The sequence below is a fragment of the Streptomyces sp. NPDC107454 genome, assembly GCF_055582885.1.
Genome location: NZ_JBVJPA010000022.1, coordinates 20,584 through 33,257, shown reverse-complemented (window position 1 = coordinate 33,257; position 12,674 = coordinate 20,584). Strand labels below are relative to the sequence as shown.

The following is a 12,674-nucleotide window of genomic DNA, read 5'->3' as shown; positions in this document are numbered from 1 at the left end:
TTGCGTCGCTCCGTGAGCGAGAGCCCCGGAGCGGCGGCCGGGCGGTCGGTACCGGTCACGGACGGCAGGTTATGCCCCTGTGGCACAATCTGCCATCCGGGTCACCCCGGGGTTCAGGTACGGGGTGGCCCGTCGGCCTGCCCGAAAACCGCCGCTCCCCCGGAGCGAGTCCCGAACGAACCCTGCGCATAAAGGAGCCGAGCCCCGGCGCCAGGGGGGGGAAGGCGCCGAAGCTCGGCTCTGGAGAGTCCCGGCGCGGGGGGGGGAGTGCGTCGGGACTCGGTTCTGGGGGGTCTTGGGGCTGCGCCCCGGGACCCTGAACCCTGGGCCCTGAGGTCTTGTGCCCAGAGCCCAGCGAGTTAAGCGGCGTTACATGGCCATGTCCGGTCGACTTATGGCCGACCTCGGGCCATCGGATCCCGTCAGATCCGTCGAACCCGTACGAACCATACGTGGCACACCAACCACATGAACCACGCAAACCGCACTAACCGTGGACATTCTTAAGCCGCCGCGTCAAAACCGGTGTCGCGGGCCAGCTTCTTCAGCTCCAGCAGCGCGTGCTTCTCGATCTGGCGGATGCGCTCACGGGTGAGCCCATGCTCCTTGCCGACCTCCGTGAGCGTGCGCTCCCGGCCGTCTTCGATGCCGTACCGCATCTTGATGATCGAGGCCGTGCGCTGGTCGAGGCGGCCGATCAGGTCGTCGAGCTCCTCGCTGCGCAGCAGGGTGAGGACGGACTGCTCGGGCGAGACCGCGGAGGTGTCCTCGAGGAGGTCACCGAACTGGGTGTCACCGTCGTCGTCCACCGACATGTTCAGCGAGACCGGGTCGCGCGCCCAGTCCAGGACGTCCGTCACACGCTCCGGGGTCGAGTCCAGCTCGGCGGCGATCTCCGCGTGCTCGGGCTCGCGCCCGTTCTTGCGGTTGAACTCGCGCTGCACGCGACGGATCCGGCCCAGCTCCTCGACCAGGTGCACGGGGAGGCGGATCGTGCGCGACTGGTCGGCGATGGAGCGGGTGATGGCCTGACGGATCCACCACGTGGCGTACGTCGAGAACTTGAAGCCCTTGCGGTAGTCGAACTTCTCGACCGCGCGCACCAGGCCCGCGTTGCCCTCCTGGATCAGGTCGAGCAGCGGCAGGCCGCTACGGGGATACCGCCGGGCCACGGCGACGACCAGCCGCAGGTTGGAGCGGATGAAGACGTCCTTGGCCCGCTCCCCCTCGGCGACCAGCGCCTCGAGCTCCTCGCGGGTCGCGTCCGCCTTGGGGGCATCGACCTCGTCGTCGAGGATCTGCCGGGCGAACACACCCGCCTCGATGATCTGGGACAGCTCGACTTCCTTTGCGGCGTCGAGCAGCGGCGTACGCGCGATCTCGTCGAGGTACATGCCGACCAGGTCGCGGTCGGCGATTTCGCCGCCTACGGCGCGAACACTGCGTGCCGCGTCGGTGGTCTCGCCGGTGGCGGACTGACGACGGGCGACGGCACGGGTTGCCATGCGTGCTCCCTTGCGATGGTGGGCTTGCGGGTCCTAGTGGCGGCTCGGACACTCTTCCGAGTGCCCGGCATCCGAAGGAAACAACGACTGGAATCCGGACAGAATTCCCAACCCGCCCCTCTATTTTTCTGATCATGCAGTACCCTGTGCCGCCACAGCGGGAGGCCGGATGCCAACGGAACGTACAGAGGTGCAGGTCAGGCCAGGAGTCGAGGCTGACCTCGACGCTCTCACGGCCATCTACAACCACTACATTCGCGAGACGCCCATCACCTTCGACACTGCCGTCTTCACCCCGGAAGAACGTCTTCCTTGGCTGCTCTCCCACCCTGAAGACGGCCCGCACCGCCTGATGGTTGCCACAGACACGGACTCACAGGGGGTTCCCGGGAACGCACAGCGAATTCTGGGATACGCCACATCCAGCGCCTTCCGCCCCAGGCCCGCCTACGACACCTCCGTCGAGGTCACCATCTATCTCGCCCCCGACGCGGCCGGCCGGGGCGTCGGCACGCTGCTCTACAAGGCCCTCTTCGAGGCGCTCGCCGACGAGGACGTGCACCGCGCCTACGCGGGCATCGCCCAGCCCAACGAAGCGTCCGCGCGGCTGCACGAACGCTTCGGGTTCCGGTACGTCGGTACGTACCGGGAAGTGGGCCGGAAGTTCGGCCGGTACTGGGATGTGGCCTGGTACGAGAAAGACCTCTAGATCAGCCGAACTGCACCGACCGCTTGGCCAGCCCCATCCAGAACCCGTCGATCACCGAACGCTGCTCGTCCAGTTCGCCCGTGGCGTCCGCCGCGCCCATCGTCACGAAGAGCGGGGCGAAGTGCTCGGTGCGGGGGTGGGCGAGCAGGCCGGCCGGGGACTTGTGGCCGAAGTCGAGCAGGGCGTCCCAGTCACGGGCGTCCAGAGCACGGTGGCCCCAGTCGTCGAACTCGACCGACCAGGAGGGGACGCCGCCCTGGCGCAGCGCGGCCAGGTTGTGGGTGAAGAAGCCGGAGCCCACGATCAGGACACCCTCGTCGCGCAGCGGCGCCAGCTTGCGTCCGATCTCCATCAGCTTCACCGGATCGAGGGTCGGCATGGAGATCTGCAGGACAGGGATGTCGGCGTCGGGGAACATCTCGACCAAGGGGACGTAGGCGCCGTGGTCGAGGCCGCGGTCCGGGATGTCCTGGACGGGAATGCCCGGGGCGCGCAGCAGCTTCCTTACGGATTCGGCGAGTTGGGGGGCGCCGGGAGCCGCGTACCGGACCTGGTAGTAGTGCTCGGGGAAGCCCCAGAAGTCGTAGACGAGCGGTACGGTCTGGACCGCGCCGAGGGCAAGCGGGGCCTCCTCCCAGTGGGCGGAGACCATCAGGACCGCCTTGGGGCGGGGCAGTTCGGCGGACCAGGCCGCCAGCTCTCCGGGCCAGATCGGGTCGTCGGCGAGCGGCGGAGCGCCATGACTGAGGTAGAGGGCGGGCATGCGCTCCTGCGGGGCACGCCCTTCGGTGACGGCAGACGTGGCGACAGACATGGCGGCTGCTCCCTCCGGGGGGCCCATCGTAAGACCGATGGGGAAGTTAATTGAAGTCTCAAGCTTCTATGCAGGACCATACTCCCGATTTGTTTAATATTCAAGAAGGGGCTCGTACAGTGGAGTACATGACTACGGCATCCGCATCCGCTGAAGAGCCGCGTTGGCTCACCGACGAGGAACAGCGCACCTGGCGTGCGTACATGAACGCCGCCACCCTCCTCGAGGACCATCTCGACCGTCAGCTGCAGCGCGACGCGGGCATGCCGCACGTCTACTACGGCCTGCTCGTCCAGCTCGTCGAAGCGCCGCGCAGAAGGCTGCGCATGACCGAGCTGGCCATGAACGCGAAGATCACCCGCTCGCGCCTCTCACACGCGATCGCCCGCCTGGAGAAGAACGGGTGGGTGCGCCGCGAGGACTGTCCCTCCGACAAGCGGGGCCAGTTCGCCGTCCTCACCGACGCCGGTTACGAGGTGCTGGGCAAGGCCGCGCCGGGCCATGTCGACGCCGTACGGCAGGCCTTCTTCGACCGGCTCACGCCCGAACAGCACAAAGCCCTCGGCGAGGCCATGCGGATCATCGCGGAGGGGCTGCAGCCGAAGGACGCGGGCGCGGACCTGCCTTGGCTGCGTTGAGCGGATCTGCCTTGACTGCGTTGAGCGGGCTGACGGGCTGCCGGGCTGACGGAGTGACAGGCCGACGGGTTGACGGGTTGACAGGTTGACCCGGGGGTGGACGCGGGTCCGCCCCGGTCCCGATGAACTCGGAACCGGGGCGGACCCTGGGAATCGTACGGGCGAGGCGTCCCCACCCCGCGCCCGCACTCGAAGCACCTGAAGCACCGGAGGTACCAGCGGCGGTACGGGCGGTACGGGTGATCAGTGGGCGATCACCGGCACCTTGACCTCGTCCTCGGCACCGTCGCCCGCGCCGGAGGCCGCGGACATGTCCGGGCGGCCGGTGTTGACGAGGGTCGCGGCGATCGTGGCCGCGACCGCCAGGATGCCGACGGCGAACCAGATGGCGTTGGTGTAGCCGTTCACCATGGCCTGCAGCTGGACGAGCTGCTGCTGCGGCTTGGAGGTGGCACCGGCGATGTGGTCCTTGATGTACGAGGTGGTCGCCGAGGCGGCGATCGTGTTCAGCAGGGCCGTACCGATCGCGCCGCCCACCTGCTGCGAGGTGTTGACCATCGCGGAGGCGACACCGGCGTCCTTCGGCTGGACACCGTACGTGGCCAGGGACATGGCGGGCATGAACGCCGTACCCATACCGAGGCCGAGCAGCAGCTGGGCCGGGAGCAGCAGACCCGCGTAGGAGGAGTTGATCTCCATCTGGGTCAGCAGCAGCATGCCCACGGCGGCCAGGGCGAAGCCCGGTGCCATCAGCAGCCGCGGCGGGACGCGGGTCATCAGACGGGCGCCGATCTGGGTGGAGCCCGTGATCATGCCCGCGATCATCGGCAGGAAGGCGAAGCCGGTCTTGACCGGCGAGTAGCCCTTCACGATCTGCAGGTAGTAGGTCAGGAAGAGGAACAGGCCGAACATCGCGATGATCGCGAGGCCGAGCGAGAGGTAGACACCGCCGCGGTTGCGCTCGGTGATGACGCGCAGGGGCAGCAGCGGGGCCTTGACCTTGGACTCGGTGAACACGAAGGCCGCGAGCAGCACCGCCGAGGCGACGAACAGACCGATGGTGGTGGGGTCGCTCCAGCCGTTGGACTCGGCACGGGTGAAGCCGTAGACCAGGGAGACCAGACCCAGGGTGGAGAGGATGACACCGGGGATGTCGAGCGGCGAGCGGTTGCGGCCGCCGGCCGGCTCACGGATGACGAAGTACGCGCCCAGGGCGGCGATGATCGCGAACGGGATGTTCACGAAGAACGTCCAGCGCCAGTTCAGGTACTCGGTGAGGAAACCGCCCAGGATCAGACCCACGGCACCGCCGCCACCGGCGATCGCACCGTAGATGCCGAACGCCTTGGCGCGCTCCTTGGCGTCGGTGAACATCACCGCGAGCAGCGAGAGCGCGGCGGGCGCGAGCAGTGCGCCGAACGCGCCCTGCAGGGCGCGGGCGCCGAGCAGCATCGCCGAGCTCTGCGCGGCGCCGCCGATGGCGGAGGCGCCCGCGAAGCCGATCAGACCGGTGACGAAGGTGCGCTTGCGGCCCCACAGGTCGGCGATACGGCCGCCGAAGAGCAGCAGACCGCCGAAGGCGAGGGCGTAGGCGGTGATGACCCACTGACGGTTGCCGTCCGATATACCCAGGTCCTGCTGGGCGGAGGGCAGCGCGATGTTCACGATGGTCGCGTCGAGGACGACCATCAGCTGGGCGAGCGCGATGAACGCGAGCGCCTTCCAGCGGTTGCTGTGTGCGTCGGCGAGTTCGGCCGCCGACTTCGCCGAGGCTGAGGTGCCTGTTTCAGACATGGGGATACCCACTCCGGTACTTCGCAGTGAAAAAGGTGAGGGAAGGTCACGGGAGCCGGCGGCTCGTCTTCGTCGACGGCCGCAAGCCCCCGGAAGCTTGTCGGACTAAGGACTGGCGCTGTGCGCCGATCTCATCGGTCGGGCTGGCTGCTGGCTGGTCAGGCTGTTCGCAGATCCTCCACGGTGGCCGCCACTCCGGGCAGTACGGAGCGGGCCGGTGCCCGCAGACCGTCCAGGAACAGCTGCAGATGACGGTGCACGAAACGGTCGATGCCCTCGCACGCGGTGCCGGGCAGCGGCCGGGTGAGCTGGCTGACGGCGACCAGGAGGTCACCTGACTCGACGTCGGGACGCAACTGTCCGGCCTCGCGGGCGCGTCTCATCAGCGCGTCGACCATCTCCGTGGTCCGCTCGCGTGCGGCGAACAGATCCGGGTGGTGCTGGTCGAAAGCTTCGGAGAGCATGGGGCACAGGGCGCCGATCCGCTCGTCCGCCGCGAAGTGCACGAAGTCGCTCAGCGCCTGGAAGGCGTCGCCGCCCTCCACAAGAGCCGACTCGATCCACTCCGACGTGCGGTCCATGACCGAGCAGACGACCTCCCGCGCGAGCGCGTCGCGGTCCGGGAAGTTGCGGTACACCGTGGCGTTGCCGACACCGGCGCGGCGGGCGATCTCGTCGAACGGCACGTCGGGGCCGAACTCGACGAACATCTCACGCGCGGCGGCGACGATCCGCTCCCGGTTGCGCAGGGCATCGGCGCGGGGCCGGGGCACACGACGCTTCACGGGGGTGGCGGTCTCCACGGCGTACTCCTCAGACGTAGGTAGGAAGACTGTGGCGCGATCCGGGGAATCCGTCCCCGTTTCACTCGGACACATGGCTAAACGGGGAAACGGTCCCCGGTTATTTCCCGCATTCCCAGAGATCTGATGTGACCTGCGTCACTGGGTGGCGGGGGTGTGGGGCGGGGGGTGGGGGACGGGCCGGCGTTGGGGGTGGGGTGGGGCGCGGCCCGTGGTCAAACCTCAGACGCGGCTCCTGTCACCCCTCCCCCGGCAAGAAACCCACGTTCGGGCTCTTCCAGCGCGCGCCCCCGCATCGCCCGTCACAGGGTGATCGCACAGGGTGCAGCCGGTGACCGGGTGGCTGCCGTGAGCGAAGGGCCCCTGCATGCAGACGATGCAGCCCACCACCCGCCGGATACGCTCGCGCCGCGTGACCGCCCTCGCCACGGTGACCCTTCTGACGCTGACGGTCAGCACCTCCGCCGGCACCGGTCACCTCCCGGCGGGCTCCACGACGGCGGGCTCCATCGCGCTGGCCCGCTCCACGGCGCTCGCCCCCTGCATGATCACCGGCGCGACGGGCGTACAGATGGGCGAGGGCATACCGACCCAACCCGGATACGCCCGCTCCACCGGCATCGTCCGAGCCCTCACCCTGATGGTCGACTTCTCCGACGCGCCCGGCCCGGGCAGCGCACTCGACCGGCTCGCCGAGTTCTTCCCGCAGACCCAGAACTGGTTTCGCACCAGTTCCTACGGTCGCCTCGACTACCGCCCCGAGACCCCCATCAACCACTGGCTCCGCATGCCCAAGCCCTTCAAGGCGTACGGCATAGAACGCGGCGCCCCCTTCGACCCCGGCTACCGCGATCTGGTCCAGGACATAGTGGCCACGGCCGACCCCGAGGTGGACTTCCGCTCGTACGACCTCCTGAACGTGCTGGTGACGCCGAACGCCGGGCCCTCCGCCCTGGACACCGTCCTGTCCGTCACCTTCGCCGGCAACACCGAGGCACCCATAGCCGACGGCGTCCCCGTCTCCAACGCGTCCTTCGTCTACAGCCGCCAGGACGACGGCTCCGGCTCCTACGCCGAGACCGGCTACCGGGTACTCCCCCACGAGAACGGCCACACCTTCGGCCTGCCCGACCTCTACACCCCGGAGGGCGGAGGCGCGGTCGGCCACTGGGACATCATGAGCGAGGACTGGGGTGCCGACAACGACTTCCTCGGCTGGCACAAGTGGAAGCTGGGCTGGCTCGACGAGTCGCAGGTCAAATGCGCCGCGTCGCCCGGGACGACGGAGTACACCCTCACCCCGCTGTCCCGGCCCGGCGGCGAGAAGCTGGTCTTCGTACCCACCAGCACCAAGACGGGGTACGCCTTCGAACTGCGCACCCACGACGGCAACGACTCCGCCGTCTGCCGCCCCGGCATCCTCATCTACAAGGTCGACGCGGGCGTGGACACCGGAAACGGCCCCATCACCGTCTACGACTCCAAGCGCCACAGCGGCGGCTGCACCCGCAGCCCCAACGTCCACGCGGAACTCTCCGACGCCCCCTTCACCCCGGGCGAGTCCTTCAAGGACCCCAAGACCGGCATCACGATCGCCGTCACGGGGTCGGATCCGAACGGTGACTACCGGGTGTCCGTCACCCGCCGCTGACCAACCGCTGACCGGCCGCTCCCCCGCCCCTCCCGGCCTCCGACCTGCTGACCTGGCCGTGCAAGGGCTACGGTGTCTGTCCTGAGTCTCTTCGGAGATCCGCGACTGCGTCTCTTCAGAGATCCGCATCGGAGAGCCCATGCCATCGAACGTCGCACCGGCCCCCGGGACCGGCACCAGCAGCGCCGCAGGCGCCGAGGCCGCGGTGCCCGCCGAGGCCGTCACCCCCCTCATCCGCGGTATCGCCGTACTGCGACGGCTGACCGACGCCGACGGAGTGTCCAGCCTCAGCGGTCTGGAGCGGTCCACCGGGCTCGCGCGCTCCACCGTCGACCGGATCACCGCGACCCTGGCGCGCCGGGGGTACGTACGCCTCGACGGCCGCGACGCCGTCCTGGCCCCCCGTCTGATGGAACTCGGCAACGCCTACCTGGCCGCCCTGCGCCTGCCCCGCCTCCTCGACGCGCACGCCGACGCCCTCGCCGACGAACTCGACGAGTCCGTCTCACTCGCGGTCGGCGACCAGGACGGCATCCGCTTCATCCACCAGGCGACCCGGCGCCGCGCCATGTCGCTGAGCTTCCGCATCGGCGACCTGCTGCCCGCCGAACGCACCGCGCCCGGCCCGCTGTTCGCCACCGAGTGGGGCGATCGGGAGTGGGCGCGGTGGCGCGAGCGGCGCGCGGCCGACCCGGAGGACCGGGGCTTTCCGGCGGTCCCGGCACGGAGCCGGCCGATCGAGTACGGCGAGGACGACCGGAACGACGAGAAGGACGGGAAGGACAGGAAGGACAGGACCGGCGCGAACCGCGCGAACCGCACGAACGGCAAAGACCTCACCGACGCCAAGGACCTCACCGTCGCCAAGGACCTCACCGTCGCCAAGGACCTCACCGTCGGCCGAAGCCTCGCGGCGGACAGGCCGGAGGAGCCGGGCGCCGGCCGAAGCACACGTCGACTTCCCACCCTCGGCGACGACTTCGAGCAGCGTACGGCCGAGGCGCGCGAGGCCGGCTGGGCACTGGACGACCAGTTGATCGAACCGGGCCTGGTCGCCCTGTCCATGCCCGTACGGGAGGCGGGCCGCATCGCCTGTGTGGTGAGCGTGGTCAGCCACACCAGCCGGCACACCGCGGCCGATCTGCGCGACACCCTGCTGCCCCGGCTACGGGACGCCGTCGCCGCGATGGAACGGGAACTGCGCGAGGCACGGCACGCCGAATCCGCCCCGCCCGCCAGGAAGCTCGCCGCCCCCTCCGGCCTCGCCGTCTGGACCGGCGCCTCCAAGCAGGAACTGGGCCGGGAGTTCATCGAGTCGCTGGCCCGGGGCCTCACCGTCATCACCGCCTTCGGCGAGGGCCGCGCCGAACTGAACCTCACCGAGGTCGCCCAGGCCACCGGACTCGCCCGGGCGACCGCCCGCCGCGCCCTGATCACCCTGGAACACCTCGGATACGTCACCGCGCACGACCGGGTCTTCCGCCTCACCCCCCGCGTGCTGGGCCTCGGCTTCCCTCCCCTGTCACGGACCTCGCTCGCCGAGATCGCCACCCCGCACCTCACCGAACTCTCCCAGCGGCTGCACGACTCGGTGTCGCTGGCGGTCCTTGCCGGCGACGAGATCCGGTACACGGGCCGCGTCTCCACCAGCCGCGTCATGAGCGTCCACATCACCATCGGCACCCGTCTGCCCGCGTACCCCACCGCGCTGGGCCGGGCGATGCTGGCGGACCTGCCCGAGCCCCCGCTCACCGAACTGCTCCCGTTGACCCCCCGCACGATCACGGACCCCGATCAGCTGAAAGCCGTCCTGGACCGCGTACGGGAAGAGGGATACGCCCTGGTCGACGAGGAGTTGGAGGTGGGGCTGCGCTCGGTCGCGGTGCCGGTGCGCGAACGCGGCGGGCGGGTCGTGGCCGCCGTCAATGTCGCGATGCACAGCAGCCGCCGTACGCCCGAGGAGTGCGTCGCCGAGGTGCTGCCGGAGTTGCGGGCCACGGTGGGACGGATCCAGGAGGACCTGTGGGTGGCGGGACGGTTCCGCCGGGTACCGCGGACGTGACGCGCCGACACATACCCCTTCTGGCGACTTCTGACGATCTCTGACGGCCTCTGACGACCTCTGACGACCGTTTGAACACGTGAACGCCCGTGTCCGGGCCACGGCAACGTGGTCCGGACACGGGCGGAGCAGGCGGGGGGGTGCCCCCTGGCCCCCTGGACGTCAGTGCCTGACCTCCGCGCCCCCGGCCGACACGACCTCCGACACCCCCTGGCCCGACACACCCGCGTCCGCCACACCCTCCTCCGATTCGACCTCTGTCGCCCCCTGGTCCGAGGCCGAGGCTCCGACGGGCCTGCCGTCGCGCATCAGGAAGACGGCGAGGACGGCCGCGACCAGGACTCCCGCCCCGCCCGCCAGGAAGCTCGCCGACATCGCGCTGGTGAAGGCGTCGTGGGCGGAGGTGAGGAGGGACTTGTCACCGGTGCGGGCGGCGACGGCGAGGGCGTCGCCGACCGAGTGGCGGGCGGCGGCCGGGGCGGCGGCGGGCATGTGGCCGGTGAAGGTGCTGGAGAGGACCGCGCCGAGGACGGCGACACCGAGCGCGGCGCCGGCCTGCTGGACGGTGTCGTTGAGCGCGGAGCCCACACCGGCGTGCTCGTCCGGGATCGCGCCCATCATGGCCGCCATCGCCGCGGGCATCGTCAGCCCGCCACCGGCGCCCATGAGGCACATGGCACCGGCGAGCACTCCCCACCCACTCTCCGGGTTCAGCGTGGACAGCAGCCCGAACCCGGAGGCGATGACGAGGAGTCCGAAGACCGCCATGGCGCGGTTGCCGGTCTTCGGCAGCAGGGCGGCGCCGACGCTGTTGAAGGCGAGGGTCGCGAGGGCCAGCGGGGTGAAGGCGAGACCGGTCTGGGTGGCGGAGTAGCCGAGGACGAACTGCAGGTACTGGGTCAGCACCAGCATCAGGCCGCCCTGGGCCAGGGTCAGCAGCACGAGGGAGAAGCTGGCGCCGGTGAAGACACGGTTGCGGTAGAGCGAGACCGGGATCATCGGCGAGGAGCAGCGGCTCTCCCACACCCCGAACCCGACCAGCCCGAGTACGGCGACGCCGAGCGAGAGCTGCGTGCCCTGCTGACCCAGCCCGCCCTTGGGGAACTCGATGATCGTCCAGATGAGCGCGGTCATGCCGGCCATCGACAGCACCATGCCGATGGGGTCGGCCTTGCGCCAGGGCCCCTTGGACTCGGGCATGAGGACCAGCGCGGCGATGATCGCGAGACCGGCGATGGGGATGTTGAGGAGGAAGACGACCCCCCACCAGAAGTGGGCCAGCAGCGCGCCGCCGACGACCGGACCACCGACGAGCCCGACCATGGCGACGGCGCTCCAGGCGGCGATGGCCTTGGGCCGCTCGGCGTCGTCGAAGACGGTGATCAGGATCGACAGCGTGCTGGGCATGATCAATGCGCCCCCGACGCCCATCAGCACCCGCCCCAGGATCAGCGCCCCGGGCGTGGCGGCCTCCATGGCCACCACCGAGGCCGCCCCGAAGAGCGCGAGCCCGATGACCATCACCTTCCGCCGCCCGAACTTGTCGGAGAGGCTGCCCGCGGTCAGCAGCAGCCCGGCGAAGACCAGCATGTACGAGTCGAGGATCCACTGGAGGTCCTGGGCGCTGGCCTTCAGGTCCTCGGCGATCGTCGGGATCGCCACGGTGAGAACCATGTTGTCGACGACCAGCACCAGGGTGCTGAGGCACAACACGATCAGGATGAGCCAGCGACGCGGATGACGGTCCATCTCATTACCTCTCGAACGACGGGCTGAGTCGCACACACCGTGCGCTCTGTGGAACACCGTACGACCTTGCGCACACTGTACGCAAGAGAGAACGCCGTACGAATCGATAGCCACCCGTACGCACCCTGCGCATGCCGTGCGCTACGGTGGCCGGACCGGGAGAGAGGAAGCCGCATGTCCCCCCAGGAGCAGGCAGAAGCCGGGCCGCCGACGCCCGTCCAGTCGGTGTGGACCCGCCCCCGGGCCGGTCGCGAACAGCCGGCGCTGAGCCGGGACCAGATCGTCGCCGAGGCGCTACGCCTGCTCGACTCCGACGGCATCGACGCCCTGAGCATGCGCAAGCTCGGCACCCGCCTCGGCGCCGGAGCCACCTCGCTCTACCGGCACGTGGCCAACAAGGACGAGCTCATCGAGCTGGCCATCGACGAGATCTACGGCGAAATCGAGATCCCCCTGTCCACCGACCCCGCGACCTGGCGCACGGACGCGACCCGCTGCGCCCAGAGCCTGCGCACGACGATGCTGCGCCACCCGTGGATCGCCTCGGTCCTCGGCGAGATGGGCATGTCGTACCTCGGCCCGAACGCGATGCGCCTGGCCGAGTTCCTGCTCGCCCTCTTCACCCGCGCGGGCCTGCCCGCCACCGAAGCCGACCAGGCCGCCTCGACCCTCGTCGCCTACGTCACCGGCATGGCCACCAGCGAGGCCGCCTACCTCAACGTCCTCGCCCGTAGCGGCCACACCGAACAGCAGTACGTGGAAAGCCTCTGGCCCACCGCCGAACAGGCCGTCGAGTCCTACCCCCACCTCCGCGAGGGCTACGCCGAACAACGCGGCAAGGATCCCCGCACCGCCCGCGACGAGAACTTCCAGTACGGCCTCGACCGCGTCCTGGACGGCCTGGAAACCCGAATCACCCACTGACCGAACGCCAGAAACCCCCACCCCA

Annotated in this window: 10 protein-coding genes; 5 read left to right on the top strand and 5 right to left on the bottom strand. The window is 69.7% G+C overall.

Annotation, left to right across the window (positions count from 1 at the left end; translation table 11 throughout):
• Positions 1-503: 503 nt before the first annotated feature.
• On the bottom strand, positions 504-1,505 hold the full coding sequence (locus ACZ69M_RS42225) for a sigma-70 family RNA polymerase sigma factor (protein WP_382028654.1): 1,002 nt from the start codon (positions 1,503-1,505) through the stop codon (positions 504-506).
• 169 nt (positions 1,506-1,674) lie between these two features.
• On the opposite strand from ACZ69M_RS42225, the gene ACZ69M_RS42220 reads away from it, so the two are divergent.
• The gene (locus tag ACZ69M_RS42220) at positions 1,675-2,214 is read left to right on the top strand and encodes a GNAT family N-acetyltransferase (RefSeq protein ID WP_470058495.1); all 540 of its coding nucleotides are present in this window, start codon (positions 1,675-1,677) and stop codon (positions 2,212-2,214) included.
• Position 2,215: 1 nt separating this feature from the next.
• Here the strand turns inward: ACZ69M_RS42220 and ACZ69M_RS42215 are convergent, their stop codons facing one another.
• Positions 2,216-3,028, bottom strand: a complete 813-nt coding sequence (locus ACZ69M_RS42215; RefSeq protein WP_470058493.1) for a dioxygenase family protein — start codon at positions 3,026-3,028, stop codon at positions 2,216-2,218.
• A 128-nt stretch (positions 3,029-3,156) separates the two neighbouring features.
• On the opposite strand from ACZ69M_RS42215, the gene ACZ69M_RS42210 reads away from it, so the two are divergent.
• Complete coding sequence (locus ACZ69M_RS42210) at positions 3,157-3,666, top strand: MarR family winged helix-turn-helix transcriptional regulator (protein ID WP_470058491.1); 510 nt, start codon at positions 3,157-3,159, stop codon at positions 3,664-3,666.
• A gap of 243 nt (positions 3,667-3,909) precedes the next feature.
• Here the strand turns inward: ACZ69M_RS42210 and ACZ69M_RS42205 are convergent, their stop codons facing one another.
• Together ACZ69M_RS42205 and ACZ69M_RS42200 are read right to left on the bottom strand one after the other, a co-directional pair.
• A complete protein-coding gene (locus ACZ69M_RS42205) occupies positions 3,910-5,460 on the bottom strand; it encodes an MFS transporter (RefSeq protein ID WP_470058489.1) in 1,551 nt (516 codons plus the stop codon).
• Positions 5,461-5,618: 158 nt separating this feature from the next.
• Entirely contained in the window at positions 5,619-6,263 is a 645-nt protein-coding gene (locus ACZ69M_RS42200) for a TetR/AcrR family transcriptional regulator (RefSeq protein WP_352044264.1), read from the bottom strand.
• 376 nt (positions 6,264-6,639) lie between these two features.
• Between ACZ69M_RS42200 and ACZ69M_RS42195 the strand changes: the two genes are divergently transcribed.
• Both ACZ69M_RS42195 and ACZ69M_RS42190 read left to right on the top strand, forming a co-directional pair.
• A complete protein-coding gene (locus ACZ69M_RS42195) occupies positions 6,640-7,914 on the top strand; it encodes a M6 family metalloprotease domain-containing protein (RefSeq protein ID WP_470058686.1) in 1,275 nt (424 codons plus the stop codon).
• Between the two features lie 139 nt (positions 7,915-8,053).
• Complete coding sequence (locus ACZ69M_RS42190) at positions 8,054-9,976, top strand: IclR family transcriptional regulator domain-containing protein (protein ID WP_470058487.1); 1,923 nt, start codon at positions 8,054-8,056, stop codon at positions 9,974-9,976.
• Positions 9,977-10,138: 162 nt separating this feature from the next.
• Here the strand turns inward: ACZ69M_RS42190 and ACZ69M_RS42185 are convergent, their stop codons facing one another.
• On the bottom strand, positions 10,139-11,725 hold the full coding sequence (locus ACZ69M_RS42185) for an MFS transporter (protein WP_470058485.1): 1,587 nt from the start codon (positions 11,723-11,725) through the stop codon (positions 10,139-10,141).
• Between the two features lie 174 nt (positions 11,726-11,899).
• On the opposite strand from ACZ69M_RS42185, the gene ACZ69M_RS42180 reads away from it, so the two are divergent.
• Positions 11,900-12,649, top strand: coding sequence for a TetR/AcrR family transcriptional regulator (locus ACZ69M_RS42180; RefSeq protein WP_470058484.1), 750 nt, complete (start codon positions 11,900-11,902; stop codon positions 12,647-12,649).
• The last annotated feature ends 25 nt before the right edge of the window (positions 12,650-12,674 follow it).

Bases quoted from the DNA above. Each gene is read 5' to 3' on its own strand.
- ACZ69M_RS42225 (WP_382028654.1), bottom strand. From the start codon at position 1,505: ATGGCAACCCGTGCCGTCGCCCGTCGTCAGTCCGCCACCGGCGAGACC.
- ACZ69M_RS42220 (WP_470058495.1), top strand. From the start codon at position 1,675: ATGCCAACGGAACGTACAGAGGTGCAGGTCAGGCCAGGAGTCGAGGCT.
- ACZ69M_RS42215 (WP_470058493.1), bottom strand. From the start codon at position 3,028: ATGTCTGTCGCCACGTCTGCCGTCACCGAAGGGCGTGCCCCGCAGGAG.
- ACZ69M_RS42210 (WP_470058491.1), top strand. From the start codon at position 3,157: ATGACTACGGCATCCGCATCCGCTGAAGAGCCGCGTTGGCTCACCGAC.
- ACZ69M_RS42205 (WP_470058489.1), bottom strand. From the start codon at position 5,460: ATGTCTGAAACAGGCACCTCAGCCTCGGCGAAGTCGGCGGCCGAACTC.
- ACZ69M_RS42195 (WP_470058686.1), top strand. From the start codon at position 6,640: ATGCAGCCCACCACCCGCCGGATACGCTCGCGCCGCGTGACCGCCCTC.
- ACZ69M_RS42190 (WP_470058487.1), top strand. From the start codon at position 8,054: ATGCCATCGAACGTCGCACCGGCCCCCGGGACCGGCACCAGCAGCGCC.
- ACZ69M_RS42185 (WP_470058485.1), bottom strand. From the start codon at position 11,725: ATGGACCGTCATCCGCGTCGCTGGCTCATCCTGATCGTGTTGTGCCTC.
- ACZ69M_RS42180 (WP_470058484.1), top strand. From the start codon at position 11,900: ATGTCCCCCCAGGAGCAGGCAGAAGCCGGGCCGCCGACGCCCGTCCAG.